Origin of the sequence: Kosakonia sp. CFBP8986, from assembly GCF_034044935.1 — a bacterium.
Lineage (GTDB): Bacteria > Pseudomonadota > Gammaproteobacteria > Enterobacterales > Enterobacteriaceae > Kosakonia > Kosakonia cowanii.
Genome location: NZ_JAXCXB010000007.1, coordinates 157,231 through 175,542, shown reverse-complemented (window position 1 = coordinate 175,542; position 18,312 = coordinate 157,231). Strand labels below are relative to the sequence as shown.

The 18,312-nt window shown below is 58.2% G+C and carries 17 protein-coding genes; 9 read left to right on the top strand and 8 right to left on the bottom strand.

What is annotated here, in order from left to right; all coding sequences use genetic code 11:
- Positions 1 to 58: 58 nt before the first annotated feature.
- From selB to SOM48_RS17285, 3 genes are all read right to left on the bottom strand, one after another.
- Positions 59 to 1,909, bottom strand: a complete 1,851-nt coding sequence (gene selB, locus SOM48_RS17295) for a selenocysteine-specific translation elongation factor (RefSeq protein ID WP_320512621.1) — start codon at positions 1,907 to 1,909, stop codon at positions 59 to 61.
- A complete protein-coding gene (gene selA / locus SOM48_RS17290) occupies positions 1,906 to 3,282 on the bottom strand; it encodes an L-seryl-tRNA(Sec) selenium transferase (RefSeq protein WP_320512620.1) in 1,377 nt (458 codons plus the stop codon). Before selA ends, selB begins: the two co-directional genes overlap by 4 nt.
- A 92-nt stretch (positions 3,283 to 3,374) precedes the next feature.
- Positions 3,375 to 3,983 carry a glutathione S-transferase gene (locus SOM48_RS17285; protein ID WP_312277707.1) on the bottom strand — a complete coding sequence of 203 codons (609 nt, stop codon included), beginning with the start codon at positions 3,981 to 3,983 and terminating at the stop codon, positions 3,375 to 3,377.
- A gap of 654 nt (positions 3,984 to 4,637) precedes the next feature.
- Between SOM48_RS17285 and SOM48_RS17280 the strand changes: the two genes are divergently transcribed.
- The 8 genes from SOM48_RS17280 to trmL all read left to right on the top strand — a co-directional run bounded on the left by SOM48_RS17280 (position 4,638) and on the right by trmL (position 13,223).
- Positions 4,638 to 6,551 carry a PTS mannitol transporter subunit IICBA gene (locus tag SOM48_RS17280; RefSeq protein ID WP_320512618.1) on the top strand — a complete coding sequence of 638 codons (1,914 nt, stop codon included), beginning with the start codon at positions 4,638 to 4,640 and terminating at the stop codon, positions 6,549 to 6,551.
- A 109-nt stretch (positions 6,552 to 6,660) separates the two neighbouring features.
- A complete protein-coding gene (gene mtlD, locus SOM48_RS17275; protein WP_460659278.1) occupies positions 6,661 to 7,809 on the top strand; it encodes a mannitol-1-phosphate 5-dehydrogenase in 1,149 nt (382 codons plus the stop codon).
- A complete protein-coding gene (gene mtlR, locus SOM48_RS17270) occupies positions 7,809 to 8,396 on the top strand; it encodes a mannitol operon repressor MtlR (protein WP_076770295.1) in 588 nt (195 codons plus the stop codon). Before mtlD ends, mtlR begins: the two co-directional genes overlap by 1 nt.
- A gap of 54 nt (positions 8,397 to 8,450) precedes the next feature.
- Complete coding sequence (locus SOM48_RS17265; protein ID WP_042718723.1) at positions 8,451 to 8,813, top strand: YibL family ribosome-associated protein; 363 nt, start codon at positions 8,451 to 8,453, stop codon at positions 8,811 to 8,813.
- A 261-nt stretch (positions 8,814 to 9,074) separates the two neighbouring features.
- Positions 9,075 to 10,730 (top strand): L-lactate permease, encoded by a 1,656-nt coding sequence (lldP, locus tag SOM48_RS17260; RefSeq protein ID WP_042718661.1) that lies wholly within the window; start codon positions 9,075 to 9,077, stop codon positions 10,728 to 10,730.
- Positions 10,727 to 11,503 carry a transcriptional regulator LldR gene (gene lldR / locus SOM48_RS17255; RefSeq protein ID WP_200580306.1) on the top strand — a complete coding sequence of 259 codons (777 nt, stop codon included), beginning with the start codon at positions 10,727 to 10,729 and terminating at the stop codon, positions 11,501 to 11,503. Before lldP ends, lldR begins: the two co-directional genes overlap by 4 nt.
- The gene (lldD, locus tag SOM48_RS17250; RefSeq protein ID WP_076769328.1) at positions 11,500 to 12,687 is read left to right on the top strand and encodes an FMN-dependent L-lactate dehydrogenase LldD; all 1,188 of its coding nucleotides are present in this window, start codon (positions 11,500 to 11,502) and stop codon (positions 12,685 to 12,687) included. Before lldR ends, lldD begins: the two co-directional genes overlap by 4 nt.
- Before the next feature lie 62 nt (positions 12,688 to 12,749).
- The gene (trmL, locus tag SOM48_RS17245) at positions 12,750 to 13,223 is read left to right on the top strand and encodes a tRNA (uridine(34)/cytosine(34)/5-carboxymethylaminomethyluridine(34)-2'-O)-methyltransferase TrmL (protein ID WP_042718666.1); all 474 of its coding nucleotides are present in this window, start codon (positions 12,750 to 12,752) and stop codon (positions 13,221 to 13,223) included.
- 146 nt (positions 13,224 to 13,369) lie between these two features.
- On the opposite strand, the gene cysE is transcribed toward trmL, so the two are convergent.
- The 5 genes from cysE to SOM48_RS17220 form a co-directional block, all read right to left on the bottom strand.
- Positions 13,370 to 14,191: a serine O-acetyltransferase gene (gene cysE, locus SOM48_RS17240; RefSeq protein WP_042718667.1), complete on the bottom strand. Its 822-nt coding sequence runs from the start codon at positions 14,189 to 14,191 to the stop codon at positions 13,370 to 13,372.
- 83 nt (positions 14,192 to 14,274) lie between these two features.
- Positions 14,275 to 15,285 carry an NAD(P)H-dependent glycerol-3-phosphate dehydrogenase gene (gpsA, locus tag SOM48_RS17235; protein WP_042718668.1) on the bottom strand — a complete coding sequence of 337 codons (1,011 nt, stop codon included), beginning with the start codon at positions 15,283 to 15,285 and terminating at the stop codon, positions 14,275 to 14,277.
- On the bottom strand, positions 15,285 to 15,752 hold the full coding sequence (gene secB / locus SOM48_RS17230; protein ID WP_042718670.1) for a protein-export chaperone SecB: 468 nt from the start codon (positions 15,750 to 15,752) through the stop codon (positions 15,285 to 15,287). The genes gpsA and secB overlap by 1 nt, the downstream gene beginning before the upstream one ends.
- Before the next feature lie 39 nt (positions 15,753 to 15,791).
- Positions 15,792 to 16,043 (bottom strand): glutaredoxin 3, encoded by a 252-nt coding sequence (grxC, locus tag SOM48_RS17225; RefSeq protein WP_054802704.1) that lies wholly within the window; start codon positions 16,041 to 16,043, stop codon positions 15,792 to 15,794.
- A 47-nt stretch (positions 16,044 to 16,090) separates the two neighbouring features.
- Positions 16,091 to 16,522 carry a rhodanese-like domain-containing protein gene (locus tag SOM48_RS17220; RefSeq protein WP_042718673.1) on the bottom strand — a complete coding sequence of 144 codons (432 nt, stop codon included), beginning with the start codon at positions 16,520 to 16,522 and terminating at the stop codon, positions 16,091 to 16,093.
- A gap of 244 nt (positions 16,523 to 16,766) precedes the next feature.
- On the opposite strand from SOM48_RS17220, the gene gpmM reads away from it, so the two are divergent.
- A complete protein-coding gene (gpmM, locus tag SOM48_RS17215) occupies positions 16,767 to 18,311 on the top strand; it encodes a 2,3-bisphosphoglycerate-independent phosphoglycerate mutase (protein ID WP_288881772.1) in 1,545 nt (514 codons plus the stop codon).
- The last annotated feature ends 1 nt before the right edge of the window (position 18,312 follow it).

Genomic DNA, 18,312 nt, shown 5'->3' with positions numbered 1-18,312 from the left:
GCCTGCGCGCTTTGATCGCACCCGGCAGATCGGCAGATTTATCCCCGGGCGTAGTGCCTTAACCCTTCTCGTTAATAAAGAGCGCCTTGTCGCGCAGAATATGGTCGTTACCCCGGCGGCGGGTAAAACCAATGCGATCGAAGTACTCAAGGATCTGAATTGCCAGCTTGCGCCCGACATTGAGCTGGTCGCGAAAATCCGCCGCGCTGGTGGAGCCGCGCCCCTGATCGAGATCGCGGATCATGCTGGCGAAGGTGACAATGCGATCGTTGCGGTAGTAACGGTCTTTGACGATAGCGGTAATCAGCCCCTGCTGCGCCGCCTGGCGCAATACGCCGCGCATCACCTGCTCATCAACTCCCGTTTCACGCGCCAAATCACGCACCCACCAGGGTTCATCGCCGAAGAGCGGTGCGGCTTTCTGCCACAGCTGTGCCTGCTCATCGTTAAAACCGGCTTTATGCTCCGGCAGATGCAGCCAGCCGTGATGGCTCTGGATATCGCCGCTCTCGCGCATACGCTCAATCAGCGTTAAGACCAGCGCTTCATCCTCCATCGGCAGCGCCATGCGGCGTAGACGCTCGCGGCCAGGGCCGGGTTCGTCATGGTGCTGCTGATGGTAGGTCGCCAGCGTCTCCAGCAGCTTGCGCTGCCAGCGGGCGGCTATCGGCGCATCGAGCAGGTTATTACCGGCACGAATAAAACAGGGATTTTCCAGCAGCAGATTCAGGCCGCTGGTGCTGAGCTGACGCGCCCAGCCGAAGGCGTTGAGATCCACCGCGCCGCGCGACAGGTGCGCGCTGAGCGCCTGCGCATCATCTTCAGCACGCGCAAGGTCAGCGATCCACGCCAGATAGTCCGCTTTGCGTTTGCCGCGCCGTGGCGAGTTCAGCGTCACCACGCGAGCGCCTGCAAGCGTAGTGCGCGCGGAGATATCGCGCAGCACCAGCCGGTCGTTATCTGCCAGCCACAGCGGCGTATCCAGCACCAACTCGGCTAAGCCATCCTCCAGCAGCGACACGCGACCGGTAACATGGCTGGCGGCGTGATGGATATGCAGCGGCTGCCACTGGGTGAGCGGCGTATGGCTATGGAGGGCAACGATCACCCGCTCCGTTGGCGCAGGCGGCTGTTGCGACAGCAGCCAGTCGCCGCGGCTGAGCGCCTCTTTTTCCGCATCACCGGCAATGTTCAACGCAATGCGCTGCCCGGCGTGGGCATGCTCAACGGGTTGATTCTGTGCATGCAGACCGCGCACGCGCATCGGCTTATTAACGCCGGTGAGCCATAGCGTATCGCCGATACGGACATCGCCAGAGAGCGCCGTTCCGGTGACCACCAGCCCTGCCCCCTTCACCGTAAAGGCGCGATCCAGCGCCAGCCGGAAGCGCTGATGCTCCGGATGTGCCCGCTCCGGCAGCTGCAACAGGTGCGCGCGCAGCGCATCAATGCCGCGCATCTCGGCGGCAGCGGTGACAAACAGCGTCGCCTGTGGGTAGCCAAACTCCCGTAAGGTCTGCTCCACCTCTTCGCGCACCTCGTTGATGCGCGCTTCGTCAACGCGATCGGCTTTGGTAAGCGCGACGGTGAGCGCCGGGTTGCCGGTCAGTTGCAAAATCGCCAGGTGTTCACGGGTCTGCGCCATCACGCCATCGTCGCAAGCCACCACCAGCAGGGCGTGATCGATACCGCCGACGCCCGCCAGCATATTACTGAGGAATTTTTCATGCCCCGGCACATCTATAAAGCCCGGCACGCGGCCATCCGGCTGTGGCCAGTAGGCGTAGCCGAGATCGATAGTCATGCCGCGCCGCTTCTCTTCCGGCAAGCGGTCGGCGTTGACGCCGGTAATGGCCTCGATCAGGGTGGTTTTGCCGTGGTCAACATGCCCGGCAGTGGCAATAATCATTTCAGCAATATCTCCAGCAAGCGGGATTCATCATCAAGACAGCGGCAATCGAGCCACAGACGGCCCTCATAGATACGGCCAATCACCGGCTGCGGCAGCGTGCGCCACTCGCTTGCCAGCGCTTCCAGACGACGGCCGCTGCCGTCATGCGGGGTAAAGGTTAGCGCCGCGCCCGGCAGCCGCTCGACGGGCAGCGATCCGCTGCCAATTTGCGACAGACAGGGCTCGACGCGCAGCGCAAACTCGCTGTAGCGGGCGGTAAGCGCGTCGCATAAGCGCTGAGCCTGGTCACGGATCTCCGCCTGTGGGCGAGTGAGATAGCGCAGCGTCGGCAGATTTTGCGTCAGTTTTTCCGGGTGCAGATAGAGGCGCAATGTCCCTTCCAGCGCCGCGAGGGTCATTTTATCCGCCCGCAGCGCGCGTTTCAGCGGGTGGTGCTGAAGCTGCTCAATCAGCGCCTTTTTACCGACGATAATCCCCGCCTGCGGCCCACCGAGCAGCTTATCGCCGGAGAAGCTCACCAGGCTGACGCCCGCGGCAATCAGCGCCTGAGGCATCGGCTCTTTCGGTAAACCGTAGAGGCTTAAATCGACCAGCGAGCCGCTGCCAAGATCGACAATCACCGGCAGGTCGGCTTCCTGCGCCAGTTCAACCAGCTCGGCTTCCTCCACCGCTTTGGTAAAGCCTGCAATGTGGTAGTTACTGGTGTGGACTTTCATCAGTGCCGCGGTGTTGGCATTGATTGCCTGGCGGTAATCTTTGGCGTGGGTGCGGTTGGTGGTGCCCACTTCATGCAGAATGCAGCCCGCCTGGCGCATCACATCGGGAATACGAAACGCGCCGCCAATCTCCACCAGCTCGCCGCGCGATACCACCACTTCACCGCCGGCTGACGTTGCCGCCAGCATCAGCAGCACCGCCGCGGCATTGTTGTTAACGATGCAGGCATCTTCCGCCCCCGTTAACTGGCAGAGCAGCGCCGCAATGGCGCGATCGCGATGACCGCGCCCGGCGCCGTCGAGATCGTACTCCAGCGTTACCGCCGAGCCCATCGCCGTCGTCACCGCATCAATGGCGGCCTGCGACTGCACCGCGCGCCCGAGGTTGGTGTGCAGCACCGTGCCGCTAAGGTTAAACACCGGACGCAGCGCGCGGCTGTTCTCATGCTCCAGGCGCTGTAACGCGGCCTGCGCCCAGTTTTCACACCACGCAGGCAAGCGCTGGGCGTCGCGGATCGCTGCGCGCGCCTCATCCTGCAACTGACGCAGGGTTTGCGTGACGCGGCTATGGCCATACGTGGTTAACAGCGATGCGAACGCCTCATCACGTAACAGGCGATCGGTCGAGGGAATCTGGCTGTAAAGAGTTGTCATGAAAAGGCCCGGCTGTGGAGTTACCCCTCCCGTCAGGGGTGTTGACGTGAGGGGGATTGTACAGCGATTTTCTCAGGCGGGCATAACACGGATCACGCCTTGGGCGGTTCCGTGCGGGCAAAGCTTTCACGCTGGAAGAGATTTTCCACCAGCTTCACCAGCAATGGGCGATCGACGTTCCAGCCCGGCGAGACGCGGCGGAAGTTGAGGTAGCTGATGGCGCAGGCAATGGCGATGGTGGCCAGGTTGAGCGTATCGACATTGAGCTCGCCCTCTTGCAGGCACTTTTCCAGCGCATCCAGCCCGCGCGAGACTTTTTCCCGCTGGCGCAGCAGCTCCGCCTGCGACTGCTGCTCTACCGGGCGGGCTAACTCACGCACCGAGACCAGCGCAGCATCCATAATGCCATCGGCCAGCGCTTCCAGCTGGCGGATTTTCAGCGCCGCCTTAGGATCGTCCGGCAGCATCGGCGGCTCGGCACCCAGCAGGTCAATGTATTGCGCAATGATCGGCGAGTCGTACCACACTTCCCCCTCATCGGTGACCAGCGCCGGCACTTTGCCGAGCGGATTATAGTGACCGACGCCGCTGTCGGCGTTGTAGGGCTGCTCATTGATAAATTCGAAGGTGATGCCTTTTTCCAGCAGTATGACGGAGATTTTGCGTACAAACGGGCTGGTATAGCTGCCGATCAGTTTCATTGCCGTGTCCTTTTGAAATTTGCCGCAGGGTTAAAAAAGAGTGTACGTCACGTGCCGGGGTTGTACAGCGAACCTCCTTACATCGCAGGTCAATAACAAAATAGTCCTTTTCAACCAGGCTGGAACGGCAAGCGGCTAAAACCAGGAATCTCATCCAGAAAAAAAGAGCCTCTCTTAAAGCGTAGAAAGCGCGCGTTGCGTTCATCACGCTGTCAATTTCTTACCTCAGCATAAATAGCGGCTGATGGGTGAAAGGGAGTTACATCGTTGGTCTTTCGAAAAGGCGCACTTTGCGGTCGATCACGTTCGGAATTTTCCGAGGAAAATATCTTGTGATTCACGTCACAAATAACTAACAAACTTCCGACAAATAAATGTGATTTGAATCACATTTAATCCCCAATGCCGGGCAAATTCTGCGCACTGTTCTTTTTTTACACTCATTTTTTGTGACGCAAGTCACTATGAATGGTGGATAACCCCCAACACCAGCGTGATCAAGATCACATAAAAGTGTGTCATCTGGACAGGTTAACGATTCGGTGCCAGATTCCGCATCACAGACAATTCAGGTCCGGCTACCTCTGCCGCCACATTAACAATAAACCTCGGGCTTCCGGCCTGTGCGCTAGCAAACATAAGAAGGGGTGTTTTATGTCATCCGATATCAAGATCAAGGTGCAAAGCTTTGGTCGTTTCCTGAGCAATATGGTGATGCCGAATATCGGCGCCTTTATCGCGTGGGGGATTATCACCGCCCTGTTTATTCCGACAGGATGGTTACCTAACGAGACGCTGGCGAAACTCGTCGGCCCGATGATTACCTACCTGCTGCCACTGCTGATTGGTTTTACCGGCGGTCGCCTGGTAGGCGGCGATCGCGGCGGCGTGGTCGGTGCTATCACCACCATGGGCGTGATCGTGGGCGCGGATATGCCGATGTTCCTCGGCGCGATGATTGCAGGCCCGCTGGGCGGCTACTGCATCAAGAAATTTGACGCGGCCGTCGACGGTAAGATCAAGTCCGGTTTCGAAATGCTGGTGAACAACTTCTCCGCTGGCATCATCGGGATGATCCTCGCCATTCTGGCGTTCCTGGCGATTGGCCCGGCGGTGGAAGTGCTCTCGAAAGCGCTCGCTGCGGGCGTGAACTTTATGGTGGTTCACGACATGCTGCCGCTGGCCTCTATCTTCGTTGAGCCGGCGAAAATCCTATTCCTTAACAACGCCATCAACCACGGCATCTTCTCGCCGCTGGGTATTCAGCAGTCCCATGAGATCGGCAAGTCCATCTTCTTCCTGATTGAAGCAAACCCGGGTCCGGGTATGGGTATCCTGCTGGCCTATATGTTCTTCGGTCGCGGCAGCGCGAAGCAGTCTGCGGGCGGCGCGGCGATTATCCACTTCCTCGGCGGGATCCATGAGATTTACTTCCCGTACGTGCTGATGAACCCGCGTCTGCTGATTGCGGTGATCCTCGGCGGTATGACCGGCGTCTTTACCCTGAGCGTGCTGAACGGCGGCCTGGTCTCTCCGGCTTCTCCTGGCTCTATCCTCGCGGTACTGGCAATGACGCCAAAAGGCGCTTACTTCGCTAACCTCGCGGCGATTTTCGCAGCCATGATTGTCTCCTTCGTTATCGCGGCAATCCTGCTGAAAACCAGCAAAGTGAAAGAGGACGAGGACGATATCGAAGCGGCAACCCGCCGTATGCACGATATGAAAGCCGAATCCAAAGGCGCTGCGGCTGCGCAGGGCACAAAAGATGTCACTAACGATCTGAGCCACGTGCGCAAAATCATCGTCGCATGTGATGCCGGGATGGGCTCCAGCGCCATGGGCGCCGGCGTGCTGCGTAAGAAAGTGCAGGATGCGGGTCTGACCAGCATCTCTGTTACCAACAGCGCGATTAACAGCCTGCCGTCCGATGTCGACCTGGTGATTACGCACCGCGACCTGACCGAGCGCGCCATGCGCCAGGCACCGCAAGCGCAGCATATCTCGCTGACCAACTTCCTCGACAGCGGCCTGTACACCGGCCTGACCGAGCGTCTGGTGGCCGCCCAACGCCACACGACTAACGAAGCGAAGGTTAACAGCAGCCTGCAGGACAGCTTTGATACCTCCAACACCCATCTGTTCAAGCTGGGCGCGGAGAATATCTTCCTCGGCTGTAGCGCCACGCAGAAAGAAGAGGCGATTCGCTTTGCCGGTGAGCAGCTGGTCAAAGGCGGCTATGTACAGCCTGAATATATTGACGCGATGCTGGAACGTGAAAAAATGACGCCGACCTATCTGGGCCAGTCTATTGCGGTTCCGCACGGCACGGTGGAAGCGAAAGATCGCGTCCTGAAAACCGGCGTGGTCTTCTGCCAGTATCCGCAGGGCGTGCGCTTCGGTGAAGAAGAGGATGAGATTGCGCATCTGGTGATCGGCATTGCCGCGCGCAATAACGAACACATTCAGGTCATTACCAGCCTGACTAACGCGCTGGATGATGAGACGATTGTCGAACGTCTCTCGCACACCACAAGCGTTGAGGAAGTGCTGGCATTGCTGAACCAGTAATCCGCTCCACGTTCTCTCCTCTTCGGAGGAGAGGGCTTGGGTGAGGAGAACCCGCTGACGTTCCTCACCCCAGCCCTCTCGGGTAAAAACATTGATAAAGGGTCATTCTATGAAAGCATTACATTTTGGCGCAGGTAATATCGGACGTGGCTTTATCGGCAAGCTGTTGGCCGACGCGGGGATTGAACTGACGTTCGCCGATGTTAATCAGGTCGTTCTGGACGCCCTCAACGCCCGTCATAGCTATCAGGTTCACGTAGTCGGTGAACAAGAGCAGGTGGATACCGTCTCTGGCGTCAATGCGGTGAGCAGCATCGGTGATGAGGTTGTCGACCTGATTGCGCAGGTGGATTTAGTTACTACCGCCGTTGGCCCGGTAGTGCTGGAGCGTATCGCCCCGGCGGTTGCCAAAGGGCTGGTAAAACGTAAGGCGCAGGGCATTGATACGCCGCTGAACATCATCGCCTGTGAAAATATGGTGCGTGGCACCAGCCAGTTGAAAGGGCACGTTTTCGCCCAGCTGGCGGAGGAGGATAAAGCCTGGGTTGAGGCGCATGTCGGCTTCGTTGACTCTGCCGTTGACCGCATTGTTCCCCCTTCTGCATCTGCCAACAACGATCCGCTGGAAGTGACCGTGGAAACCTTCAGCGAGTGGATTGTCGATAAAACCCAGTTTAAGGGCGCGCTGCCGACCATTCCGGAGATGGAGCTGACCGACAATTTGATGGCCTTTGTTGAGCGTAAGCTCTTCACGCTGAATACCGGGCATGCTATAACCGCCTACCTTGGAAAACAGACCGGTCATCAAACCATTCGCGACGCGATCCTTGATGAGAAAATTCGTGCCGTGGTGAAAGGCGCGATGGAAGAGAGCGGCGCGGTGCTGATCAAGCGTTATGGTTTCGATGCTGACAAGCACGCAGCCTATATTCAGAAAATCCTGGGTCGTTTTGAAAACCCCTATCTGAAAGACGATGTGGAGCGCGTAGGGCGTCAACCGCTGCGTAAACTGAGCGCGGGCGACCGTCTGATTAAACCGCTGCTCGGCACGCTGGAGTACAACCTGCCGCACGCCAACCTGGTGCAAGGGATCGCCGCCGCGATGCACTATCGCAGCGAAGAGGATCCGCAGGCGCAGGAGCTGGCTCAGCTTATTGCTGAGAAAGGCCCGCAGGCGGCACTGGCACAGGTTTCCGGTCTCGACGCCGACAGCCCGGTGGTACAGGAAGCCGTCAACGCTTATCAATCCCAGGCATGATGCCGATATTGGCGCGGGAGATCCCGCGCCAGCTAACGAAGTTGTCAGATATGCAGGCAATAATGGAACACACCCAGGCTTTCGAAAACCGTGTACTCGAGCGTCTGAATGCGGGAAAAACCGTGCGCAGTTTTTTGATTGCCGCCGTTGAGTTGCTCAACGAAGCGATCAACATCCTCGTGCTGCAGGTGTTTCGCAAAGATGACTACGCGGTGAAATATGCCGTCGAGCCGCTGCTGGACGGTGACGGTCCGCTGGGCAATTTGTCTGTGCGTTTGAAGCTGATTTACGGCCTCGGGGTTATCTCGCGGGCCGAGTATGAAGATGCCGAGCTGCTGATGGCGCTGCGCGAAGAGCTGAACCACGATGGCACCGAGTACGCCTTCACCGATGATGAGATCCTCGGGCCGTTTGGCGAGCTGCACTGCGTCGCCGCCCTGCCGCCTCAGCCTGTGTTCGATACCAGCGATGCAGATTTTTTCGCCATGCAAAAACAGCGTTATCAGCAGGTGGTGCGCTCCACCATGGTGCTCTCGCTCACCGAGCTGATCTCACGGATCAGCTTAAAAAAAGCATTCCAGAAGTAATCCCCTCCTGAAGTGTTGTATCCTTGCACTTTGTTCCTGAAGAAAATGCCTATCATGAAAGAAGTCGAAAAAAACGAAATTAAGCGTCTGAGCGACCGTCTCGACGCCATCCGCCACCAGCAGGCGGAGCTCTCTCTGGTTGATGCGGCTGAGAAGTACGCCGAACTGGAAAAAGAGAAGACCACGCTGGAAACCGAAATCGCCCGTCTGCGCGACCAGTACAGCCAGAAGCTGAGTAAAGAGGCGCAGAAGCTGACGCAAATGCGCTACAGCCGCCCGATTACCAAGAAAGAGCAGGCTGACCTCGGCAAGCTGAAAAAAAGCGTGCGTGGGATTGTCGTGGTTCACCCGATGACGGCGCTGGGCCGTGAAATGGGCCTCGACGCGATGACCGGTTTCGCCAACACCGAGTTCTGACAGCTTCTCTCCGCCCCGCCTCCCTTGAGCGCGCGGGCGGCCTTAATTGGCCCTACCAATTCCACCCGCTTTTTCTCCGCGCTTCACAGTTCCACTAAATCCCTTCACAGCCTGATTGCCACGCCGCAACATTTGGATAACCATTCGTTATCACAAACCCTACACAACCCCATTGGCAGGACCACTTTTACAAAACCTGTGAGACAGAGCTAAGCAGAGACTTATCGCTCGCGGTTTTGCCGTGGTTCTCAGGAGACCTGCATGACGCTCTGGCAACAGAACTATGACCCGGCTGGCAATCTCTGGCTTTCCAGCCTCATCGCATCGCTTCCGATCCTGTTCTTCTTTTTCGCGCTGATAAAACTGAAGCTCAAAGGCTACGTTGCCGCAAGCTGGACCGTTGCCATCGCCCTTGCCGTTGCGCTGCTGTTCTACAAAATGCCGGTGGATCGCGCGCTGGCGTCGGTGGTGTACGGCTTTTTCTATGGTCTGTGGCCTATCGCGTGGATCATTATCGCCGCCGTCTTTGTCTATAAGATCTCCGTCAAAACCGGCCAGTTCGACATTATTCGCTCGTCGATTCTCTCCATTACGCCAGACCAGCGTTTGCAGATGCTGATTGTCGGCTTCTCGTTTGGCGCGTTTCTGGAAGGGGCCGCCGGCTTTGGCGCGCCAGTGGCGATCACCGCCGCCCTGCTGGTGGGGCTGGGCTTTAACCCGCTCTATGCCGCCGGGCTCTGCCTGATCGTCAACACCGCGCCGGTGGCCTTCGGTGCGATGGGCATTCCAATTCTGGTTGCCGGACAGGTAACCGGGCTGGACAGCTTCGAAATCGGCCAGATGGTGGGCCGCCAGCTCCCCTTCCTGACCATTATTGTGCTCTTCTGGATCATGGCGATTATGGATGGCTGGCGCGGGGTGAAAGAGACCTGGCCTGCGGTAGTGGTTGCCGGGGGGTCGTTTGCCATTGCGCAGTATCTCAGCTCTAACTTTATCGGCCCGGAGCTGCCGGACATCATCTCCTCGCTGGTATCGCTGGTCTGCCTGACGCTGTTCCTCAAACGCTGGAAGCCAGTGCGCATTTTCCGCTTTGGTGATATGGGCGCGTCGCAGGTCGATCTCGATCTCTCCCGCACGAAATACAGCGCCGGGCAGATCCTGCGCGCCTGGTCGCCGTTCCTGTTCCTGACCGCAACCGTGACGCTGTGGAGCGTTCCGCCCTTTAAAGCGCTCTTTGCGCCGGGCGGTGCGCTCTACGACTGGGTGTTTAATATCTCTGTGCCGCACCTTGATAAGCTGGTGGCGCGCATGCCGCCGGTGGTGAACGCCGCCACGCCGTATGCGGCGGTCTATAAGTTTGACTGGTTCTCTGCCACCGGCACCGCCATTCTCTTTGCGGCAATCCTCTCAATTGTGTGGCTGAAGATGAAACCGAAGGATGCCATCACCACCTTTGCCGGTACGCTGAAAGAGCTGGCGCTGCCTATCTACTCTATCGGCATGGTGCTGGCTTTCGCCTTTATCTCCAACTACTCGGGCTTGTCGTCGACGCTGGCATTAGCGCTGGCGCACACCGGCAGCGCGTTTACCTTTTTCTCGCCGTTCCTGGGCTGGCTGGGGGTCTTTTTGACCGGCTCCGACACCTCATCAAACGCGCTGTTTGCCGCGCTGCAAGCCACCGCCGCGCAGCAGATTGGCGTCTCGGATGTGCTGATGGTGGCGGCTAACACCACCGGCGGCGTCACCGGCAAGATGATCTCGCCGCAGTCCATCGCTATCGCCTGTGCGGCGGTGGGACTTGTGGGCAAAGAGTCCGATCTCTTTCGCTTTACCGTCAAACACAGCCTGATATTCACCTGCATGGTCGGCGTGATCACCACCCTGCAGGCTTATGTGCTGACCTGGATGATCCCATGAACGTATTACCCAGACGCCTGGCTGACGAGGTCGCTGACCGCGTACGGGCGTTAATTGCAGAACAACAGCTGGAAGCGGGCATGAAGTTGCCCGCCGAGCGCCAGCTTGCCGTGCAGCTTGGCGTATCACGCAACTCCTTACGCGAAGCGCTGGCAATGCTGGTCAGCGAAGGCGTGCTGTTAAGCCGCCGCGGTGGTGGAACCTTTGTGCGCTGGCAGCATGAGGCGTGGTCGGAGCAGAACATCGTCCAGCCGCTGAAAACACTGCTCAATGACGACCCCGATTACAGCTTTGATATTCTCGAAGCCCGCCACGCCATTGAGGCCAGCACCGCCTGGCATGCGGCGATGCGCGCGACCGACGCCGATAAAGAGAAAATCGTGCTCTGCTTTGAGGCATCGCAATCCGATGACCCGGATCTCGCCTCGCAGGCGGATGTGCGTTTCCATCTGGCAATCGCCGAAGCCTCACACAATGTGGTGCTGCTGCAAACCATGCGCGGTTTCTTCGACCTGCTGCAATCCTCGGTCAAGCAGAGCCGCCAGCGCATGTACCTTGTTCCGCCGGTTTTCGCCCGGCTTACGGAGCAACACCGCACGGTGATGAACGCCATTCTTGCGGGCGATGCGGAGGGCGCGCGTCAGGCGATGATGGCGCACCTCGCATTCGTCCACACCACGATTCGCCAGTTTGACGAAGACCGGGCCCGCCAGGCGCGCATTACCCGCCTGCCCGACGAGCAACTGATTCATTTAAGGGAGAAAAAAGCATGATTATTTCCGCAGCCAGCGACTATCGCGCCGCGGCAAAACGCGTTCTGCCGCCGTTCCTGTTTCACTATATTGACGGTGGCGCTTACGCCGAATATACCCTGCGCCGCAACGTCGAGGATTTATCGCAGGTCGCGCTCCGCCAGCGGGTGCTGAAGAATATGTCCGACCTGAGCCTTGAGACCACGCTGTTCAAGGAGCAGCTATCAATGCCGGTCGCGCTGGCACCCGTCGGGCTGTGCGGGATGTATGCCCGTCGCGGCGAAGTGCAGGCCGCAGGCGCAGCAGATGCCAAAGGCATCCCCTTTACGTTGTCGACCGTTTCCGTCTGCCCGATTGAAGAGGTGGCACCAACCATTAAGCGCCCGATGTGGTTCCAGCTCTATGTGCTGCGCGATCGCGGCTTTATGCGTAATGCGCTGGAGCGGGCAAAGGCGGCGGGCTGTTCCACGCTGGTGTTTACCGTCGATATGCCAACGCCCGGCGCGCGTTATCGCGATGCGCACTCCGGGATGAGCGGGCCAAACGCCGCACTGCGCCGCTACTGGCAGTCGGTGATGCATCCGCAATGGGCATGGGATGTGGGCGTCAATGGCCGTCCTCACGACCTGGGCAATATCTCTGCGTACCTCGGGAAGCCAACCGGGCTGGAGGATTATATTGGCTGGCTGGCGAACAACTTCGATCCCTCTATCTCGTGGAAGGACCTGGAGTGGATCCGCGAATTCTGGGATGGCCCGATGGTGATCAAAGGGATCCTCGATCCGGAAGATGCCCGCGACGCGGTGCGCTTTGGCGCAGATGGGATTGTCGTCTCTAACCACGGCGGCCGCCAGCTTGATGGCGTGCTCTCTTCGGCGCGCGCGCTGCCAGCGATTGCCGATGCGGTGAAGGGCGATATTGCCATCCTTGCGGATAGCGGCATTCGTAACGGCCTTGATGTGGTGCGGATGATTGCGCTCGGCGCCGACACCGTGCTGCTTGGCCGTGCCTATCTCTATGCGCTGGCGACACATGGCCGACAGGGGGTGGCTAACCTGCTGGATCTGATTGAAAAAGAGATGCGCGTGGCAATGACGCTGACCGGCGCGAAATCGATTCGCGAAATCAGTAAAGAGTCGCTGGTGCAGGCGCAGAGCGAGATCCCCGCCGCGCTGGCACCGCTGTCGCACGGCGATGCGGCGTAGTAAAAAATGCTCTCCCCGCCCTGGGGAGAGTGCTATCCTGCCCCCGCTATTAAGGGGGCAGCATGCTGAACATTGTCTTATTTGAACCTGAGATCCCGCCCAATACCGGGAACATTATCCGCCTGTGCGCTAACACCGGCTTTCGTCTGCATATCATCGAGCCGATGGGCTTTACCTGGGACGATAAGCGCCTGCGCCGTGCAGGGCTGGATTACCACGAATTCACCGCCGTGCAGCGCCACGCTGATTACGACGCCTTTATGGCCGCCGCTCAGCCTCAGCGCCTGTTTGCGCTGACCACCAAAGGGACGCCCGCGCACAGCGCCGTGTCGTTTGCCGATGGGGATTATTTAATGTTCGGCCCGGAAACCCGCGGCCTGCCCGCCACCATTCTTGATGCGCTACCGCCGGAGCAGAAGATCCGTATTCCGATGATGCCGGACAGCCGCAGTATGAACCTTTCCAATGCGGTGTCGGTAGTGGTGTATGAAGCCTGGCGCCAGCTCGGTTATCCCGGCGCGGTGTTGCGCAGCTGATGAGGTAGTTGGTTGGAATTGCCGGATGGCGGCTACGCCTTATCCGGCCTACGGGTAGTATGGCAAATGCATCAACCTACCGCACTTCTGGCGTTATTGGCAAAAATAGTTGTAGGCCGGATAAGCGCAGCTCCATCCGGCATTTTTCAAATACCGTCGCCGTATTCAAACCCGTGATTGGCTCCATTAAAATGCTGATCCATATCCATCGCCGGCTTGTCGCTCTCTGGCTTACCAACGATACGCGCCGGAACGCCTGCGGCGGTGGTATGCGGCGGTACGGGCTGCAACACCACGGAGCCGGCACCGATTTTCGCGCCGCGCCCCACTTCGATATTGCCGAGGATCTTCGCTCCCGCGCCAATCATCACCCCTTCACGGATCTTCGGATGGCGATCGCCGCTGGTTTTGCCGGTCCCGCCGAGGGTAACCGACTGCAGAATCGACACGTCATCTTCGATAACCGCCGTTTCACCCACCACAATGCCGGTGGCGTGGTCGAGCATGATGCCGCGACCGATGGTCGCTGCCGGGTGAATATCAACCTGAAAACTGACTGAGACCTGGTTTTGCAGGAAAATCGCCAGCGCCTGACGGCCCTGCGTCCACAGCCAGTGACCAATACGATGCGCCTGCAGGGCGTGGAACCCTTTCAGGTAGAGCAGCGGCGTTGAGTATTTATCCACCGCCGGGTCGCGGGTGCGCACGGCCTGAATATCACAGGCGGCGGAGGCGATCATCTCCGGGTCTGCGGCGTAGGCCTCTTCCACCACTTCGCGAATGGCGATGGCGGGCATAATCGGCGACGCCAGCTTGTTCGCCAGCATATAGCTCAGGGCACTGCCGAGGTTTTCATGCTTGAGTAAGGTTGCGTGATAAAAACTGGCCAGCATCGGTTCACAGTCCGCCAGCGCGCGGGCTTCGGCTTTGATATTTTTCCAGACCAGATCCAGTTCTTCACACGGCATTGCTTACTCCAGACGAAATAAAAGCAAGGCCGGACTCAGCCAGCCTTGACGTGATAGTGATGAGAATCCCTGCGATTAGCCGCTTATTGCTCATCCTTGCGGGCGCGGCCCAACAGCGTTAATGCTGCCTCGCGCGCATTTTTTCCGCAATACAATACCTGATAAATTTCCTCGGTTATTGGCATTTCGACGCCGAACCGGTGCGCCAACGCGCGCACTTCTTTGGTATTGCGATAGCCCTCAACCACCTGGCCTATCTTCTCTTGCGCGCCTTCGACATCCATGCCCTGACCGAGCATCATGCCAAAACGGCGGTTACGCGACTGATTGTCGGTACAGGTCAGCACCAGATCGCCCAGCCCCGCCATGCCCATAAAGGTAGCAGGATCGGCACCCAGCGCCGCGCCAAGCCGCGACATCTCCGTCAGACCGCGCGTGATGAGCGCCGTGCGCGCATTCGCGCCAAAGCCGATGCCATCAGACATGCCTGCGCCAATCGCAATCACATTCTTCACCGCGCCGCCAAGCTGCACGCCAATGAAGTCCGGGTTGCTGTAGACGCGAAGGCTCTTGCCGCAGTGCAGCAACTGCTGAAGATCGTCGGCAAACTGCGGGTCGGTGGAGGCTAAAGAGATTGCCGTCGGCATTCCCGCCGCCAGCTCTTTGGCGAACGTCGGGCCGGAGATCACCGCCAGCGGAATAGAGGAGCCTAAGACTTCACGCGCCACGTCCTGTAACAGACGCCCGGTTTCTGCCTCCAGCCCTTTTGTCGCCCAGACAATGCGCGCATCGCTGCGCATCAGCGGTTTGATCTGCGCCAGCACCTCGCCAAAGACGTGGCTTGGCACAACGACCAGAATGTCACGGCTGGCGGCCAGCGCGCGGGCAAGGTCGCTCTCAAGCTCAAGGGTGTCGGGGAAAGGTACATCGGGCAGGAACGCCACGTTGCAACGGTCGCGTTGCAGCGTCGCGATATGTTTCGGGTCATGGCCCCACAGCACAACCTGGTGGCCATTTCTTGCCAGCGTGATGGCAAGAGCGGTGCCGTAAGAGCCGGCACCGATCACAGTCATTGCAGCATTAAGTGCGTTCATCAGGCATCCTGATGTTGTTCGGCACCTTCGCCAGTCTGCTGTTGCAGGTAGTTCATGAACAGCGCATCAAAGTTGACCGGTGCAAGGTTCAGTTGCGGGAATGTACCGCGGGAAACCAGGCTGGTGATGCATTCACGGGCATACGGGAACAGGATGTTCGGGCAGTATGCGCCCAGGCAGTGCGCCATCTGGGTGCCTTCGATACCGTCGATAGAGAAGATGCCGCCCTGCTGTACTTCGCACAGGAAGCCGGTCTCTTCGCCCAGTGAGGCAGTTACGGTTACGCGCAGAACCACTTCATACACGCCGTCCGCCAGCTGCGTTGACGCGGTGTCGAGGTCCAGTTTGACTTCCGGCTGCCACTCTTTCTGAAAGATGTGCGGCGCATTCGGCGCTTCGAAAGAGATATCTTTCGTGTAGATACGCTGAATCTGGAAAGTCATTTCGGTGTTGTTTAGCTCAGACATGAATAAGTAACCCTTAAGTGTTGTAGTGCTTAGAAAGCATTAACCTAACAGCGGATCCAATCCGCCACGCGCATCCAGCGCAAATAAATCGTCGCAGCCGCCGATATGCTGTGCATCAATAAAGATCTGCGGAACCGTGGTACGGCCACTACGTTGAATCATCTCTTCACGTTTTACCATGTCGCCGTCGATCGGCAGCTCGGCAAAATCAACGCCTTTGCTGCTCAGCAGCGCTTTTGCGCGGTGGCAAAACGGGCAGGTTGCTTTGGTGTAGATCTCAATATTGGCCATATCTCTTCTCCTGGTTTTACCCCGTGAGCCGAAGCCCACCGGGTAACTTATTTACCGCGAACTAACGGCAGATTTTCGCCGACCCATCCGGAGACACCGTCTTTGAGCACAAAGACTTTCTCGAAACCGGCTTTTACCAGCTCGTTTGCCGGGGTCTGCGCCTGCAGGCCGGTACCGTCTACAACAATAATCGGCGTGCTTTTACGTTTTTCAAGCTCACCTACATTATTGGCTTTGATCTCGCCTGGCAGCAAATTCACCGCGCCGGCAATATGACCTTTACGGAAATCATCGCGCTGACGTAAGTCCACAACCACCGCATCTTCTTTGTTGATGAGGCGCGTGGCTTCACCACGGGAAATCACTTTCACTTTCGACGCGACGCCTTTGAAGGTCGTGTATAACACCGCGGCGAACAACGCAAGCCAGCCGATACAGAGTATCGGGTTGCGTCCAATAAATTGCATAATTTCTTGCATCTGGGGTAACAGCTCCCGACTAAGTGATTAAAAACCAGCAAGGAGTATACCTGCGCAGATGGGCAAATACAGCCAGCGAGCGCGATGGATTGCATTTTCTGCGGCGTGTTACGAAAAAAATAAACAAAGCGATGTAAAACACCCCCTCAGGTGACCCCTTTCTTTGATCTTCTGCGGCTATTTGATCGATTCAGCTGTAGTAAAATTACGCAAATTTTTATCTTCAGAGCATGAGGTTGTCGCAATGTCGGTTTCAAAAAAACCTATGGTACTGGTGATTCTCGATGGCTACGGCTATCGCGAAGATCAGCAAGATAACGCCATTTTCAACGCTAAAACCCCGGTGATGGATAGCCTGTGGGCCAAGCGTCCGCACACCCTGATCGACGCCTCCGGGCTGGAAGTGGGTCTGCCGGATCGCCAGATGGGCAACTCCGAGGTCGGCCACGTCAACCTCGGTGCCGGGCGAATCGTCTACCAGGACTTAACCCGCCTGGACGTTGAAATTAAAGAGCGCACCTTCTTCACTAACCCGGTGCTGCGCGGCGCGGTGGATAAGGCAGTTAGCGCCGGCAAAGCGGTGCACATTATGGGCCTGCTCTCCGCAGGCGGCGTGCACAGCCATGAAGATCACATTATGGCGATGGTCGAACTGGCCGCTGAACGTGGCGCAGAAAAAATCTACCTGCACGCCTTCCTCGATGGCCGCGATACGCCGCCGCGCAGCGCGGAATCCTCGCTGAAAAAATTTGAAGAGAAATTCGCCGCCCTCGGTAAAGGCCGCGTGGCGTCGATTATTGGTCGTTACTTCGCCATGGATCGTGACAACCGCTGGGATCGCGTCGAACAGGCTTACGACCTGATGACACAGGCCAAAGGCGCGTTCACCTTCGACAGCGCCGTTGCCGGGCTGCAAGCCGCTTACGCCCGCGACGAAAACGACGAGTTTGTGAAAGCGACGGTTATTCGCGCCGCCGGCCAGCCCGATGCGGCGATGGAAGATGGCGACGCGCTGATTTTCATGAACTTCCGTGCCGACCGCGCCCGCGAAATCACCCGTGCTTTTGTTAACGCCGATTTTGACGGCTTCCCGCGTAAGAAAGTCGTGAAGCTCGATTTCGTGATGCTGACCGAATACGCCGCCGACATCAAAACTGCCGTGGCCTATCCGCCGACCTCCCTTGCCAACACCCTTGGTGAGTGGATGGCGAAGAAAAACCGCACCCAGTTGCGTATCTCCGAAACGGAGAAGTATGCCCATGTCACCTTCTTCTTTAACGGTGGCGTTGAAGAGCCGTTCCCGGGCGAAGACCGCATTCTGATCAACTCCCCCAAAGTCGCAACCTACGATCTGCAACCGGAGATGAGCTCCGCCGAGCTGACGGAAAAACTGGTCGCCGCCATTACCAGCGGCAAATACGACACCATCATCTGTAACTACCCGAATGGCGATATGGTTGGCCATACCGGCGTGTTTGATGCGGCTGTCGCCGCCGTGGAAGCGCTGGATAACTGCATTGCGCAGGTCACCCGCGCCGTTGAGTCCGTTGGCGGGCAGTTGCTGATTACCGCCGACCACGGCAACGCCGAGCAGATGCGCGATCCCTCAACTGGCCAGGCACATACGGCGCACACCAATCTGCCGGTTCCGCTGATTTATGTGGGTGAGAAAACGGTGAAAGCGCTCTCCGGTGGCAAACTTTCCGACATCGCGCCGACCATGCTGTCGCTGATGGGCGAGGAAATCCCGCAAGAGATGACTGGTAAGCCGCTGTTCATCGTGGAATAAT

Excerpts from the sequence above, each read along its gene's own strand:
- selB (WP_320512621.1), bottom strand. The coding sequence starts at position 1,909 with ATGATTATTGCCACTGCCGGGCATGTTGACCACGGCAAAACCACCCTG.
- selA (WP_320512620.1), bottom strand. The coding sequence starts at position 3,282 with ATGACAACTCTTTACAGCCAGATTCCCTCGACCGATCGCCTGTTACGT.
- SOM48_RS17285 (WP_312277707.1), bottom strand. The coding sequence starts at position 3,983 with ATGAAACTGATCGGCAGCTATACCAGCCCGTTTGTACGCAAAATCTCC.
- SOM48_RS17280 (WP_320512618.1), top strand. The coding sequence starts at position 4,638 with ATGTCATCCGATATCAAGATCAAGGTGCAAAGCTTTGGTCGTTTCCTG.
- mtlD (WP_460659278.1), top strand. The coding sequence starts at position 6,661 with ATGAAAGCATTACATTTTGGCGCAGGTAATATCGGACGTGGCTTTATC.
- mtlR (WP_076770295.1), top strand. The coding sequence starts at position 7,809 with ATGCCGATATTGGCGCGGGAGATCCCGCGCCAGCTAACGAAGTTGTCA.
- SOM48_RS17265 (WP_042718723.1), top strand. The coding sequence starts at position 8,451 with ATGAAAGAAGTCGAAAAAAACGAAATTAAGCGTCTGAGCGACCGTCTC.
- lldP (WP_042718661.1), top strand. The coding sequence starts at position 9,075 with ATGACGCTCTGGCAACAGAACTATGACCCGGCTGGCAATCTCTGGCTT.
- lldR (WP_200580306.1), top strand. The coding sequence starts at position 10,727 with ATGAACGTATTACCCAGACGCCTGGCTGACGAGGTCGCTGACCGCGTA.
- lldD (WP_076769328.1), top strand. The coding sequence starts at position 11,500 with ATGATTATTTCCGCAGCCAGCGACTATCGCGCCGCGGCAAAACGCGTT.
- trmL (WP_042718666.1), top strand. The coding sequence starts at position 12,750 with ATGCTGAACATTGTCTTATTTGAACCTGAGATCCCGCCCAATACCGGG.
- cysE (WP_042718667.1), bottom strand. The coding sequence starts at position 14,191 with ATGCCGTGTGAAGAACTGGATCTGGTCTGGAAAAATATCAAAGCCGAA.
- gpsA (WP_042718668.1), bottom strand. The coding sequence starts at position 15,285 with ATGAACGCACTTAATGCTGCAATGACTGTGATCGGTGCCGGCTCTTAC.
- secB (WP_042718670.1), bottom strand. The coding sequence starts at position 15,752 with ATGTCTGAGCTAAACAACACCGAAATGACTTTCCAGATTCAGCGTATC.
- grxC (WP_054802704.1), bottom strand. The coding sequence starts at position 16,043 with ATGGCCAATATTGAGATCTACACCAAAGCAACCTGCCCGTTTTGCCAC.
- SOM48_RS17220 (WP_042718673.1), bottom strand. The coding sequence starts at position 16,522 with ATGCAAGAAATTATGCAATTTATTGGACGCAACCCGATACTCTGTATC.
- gpmM (WP_288881772.1), top strand. The coding sequence starts at position 16,767 with ATGTCGGTTTCAAAAAAACCTATGGTACTGGTGATTCTCGATGGCTAC.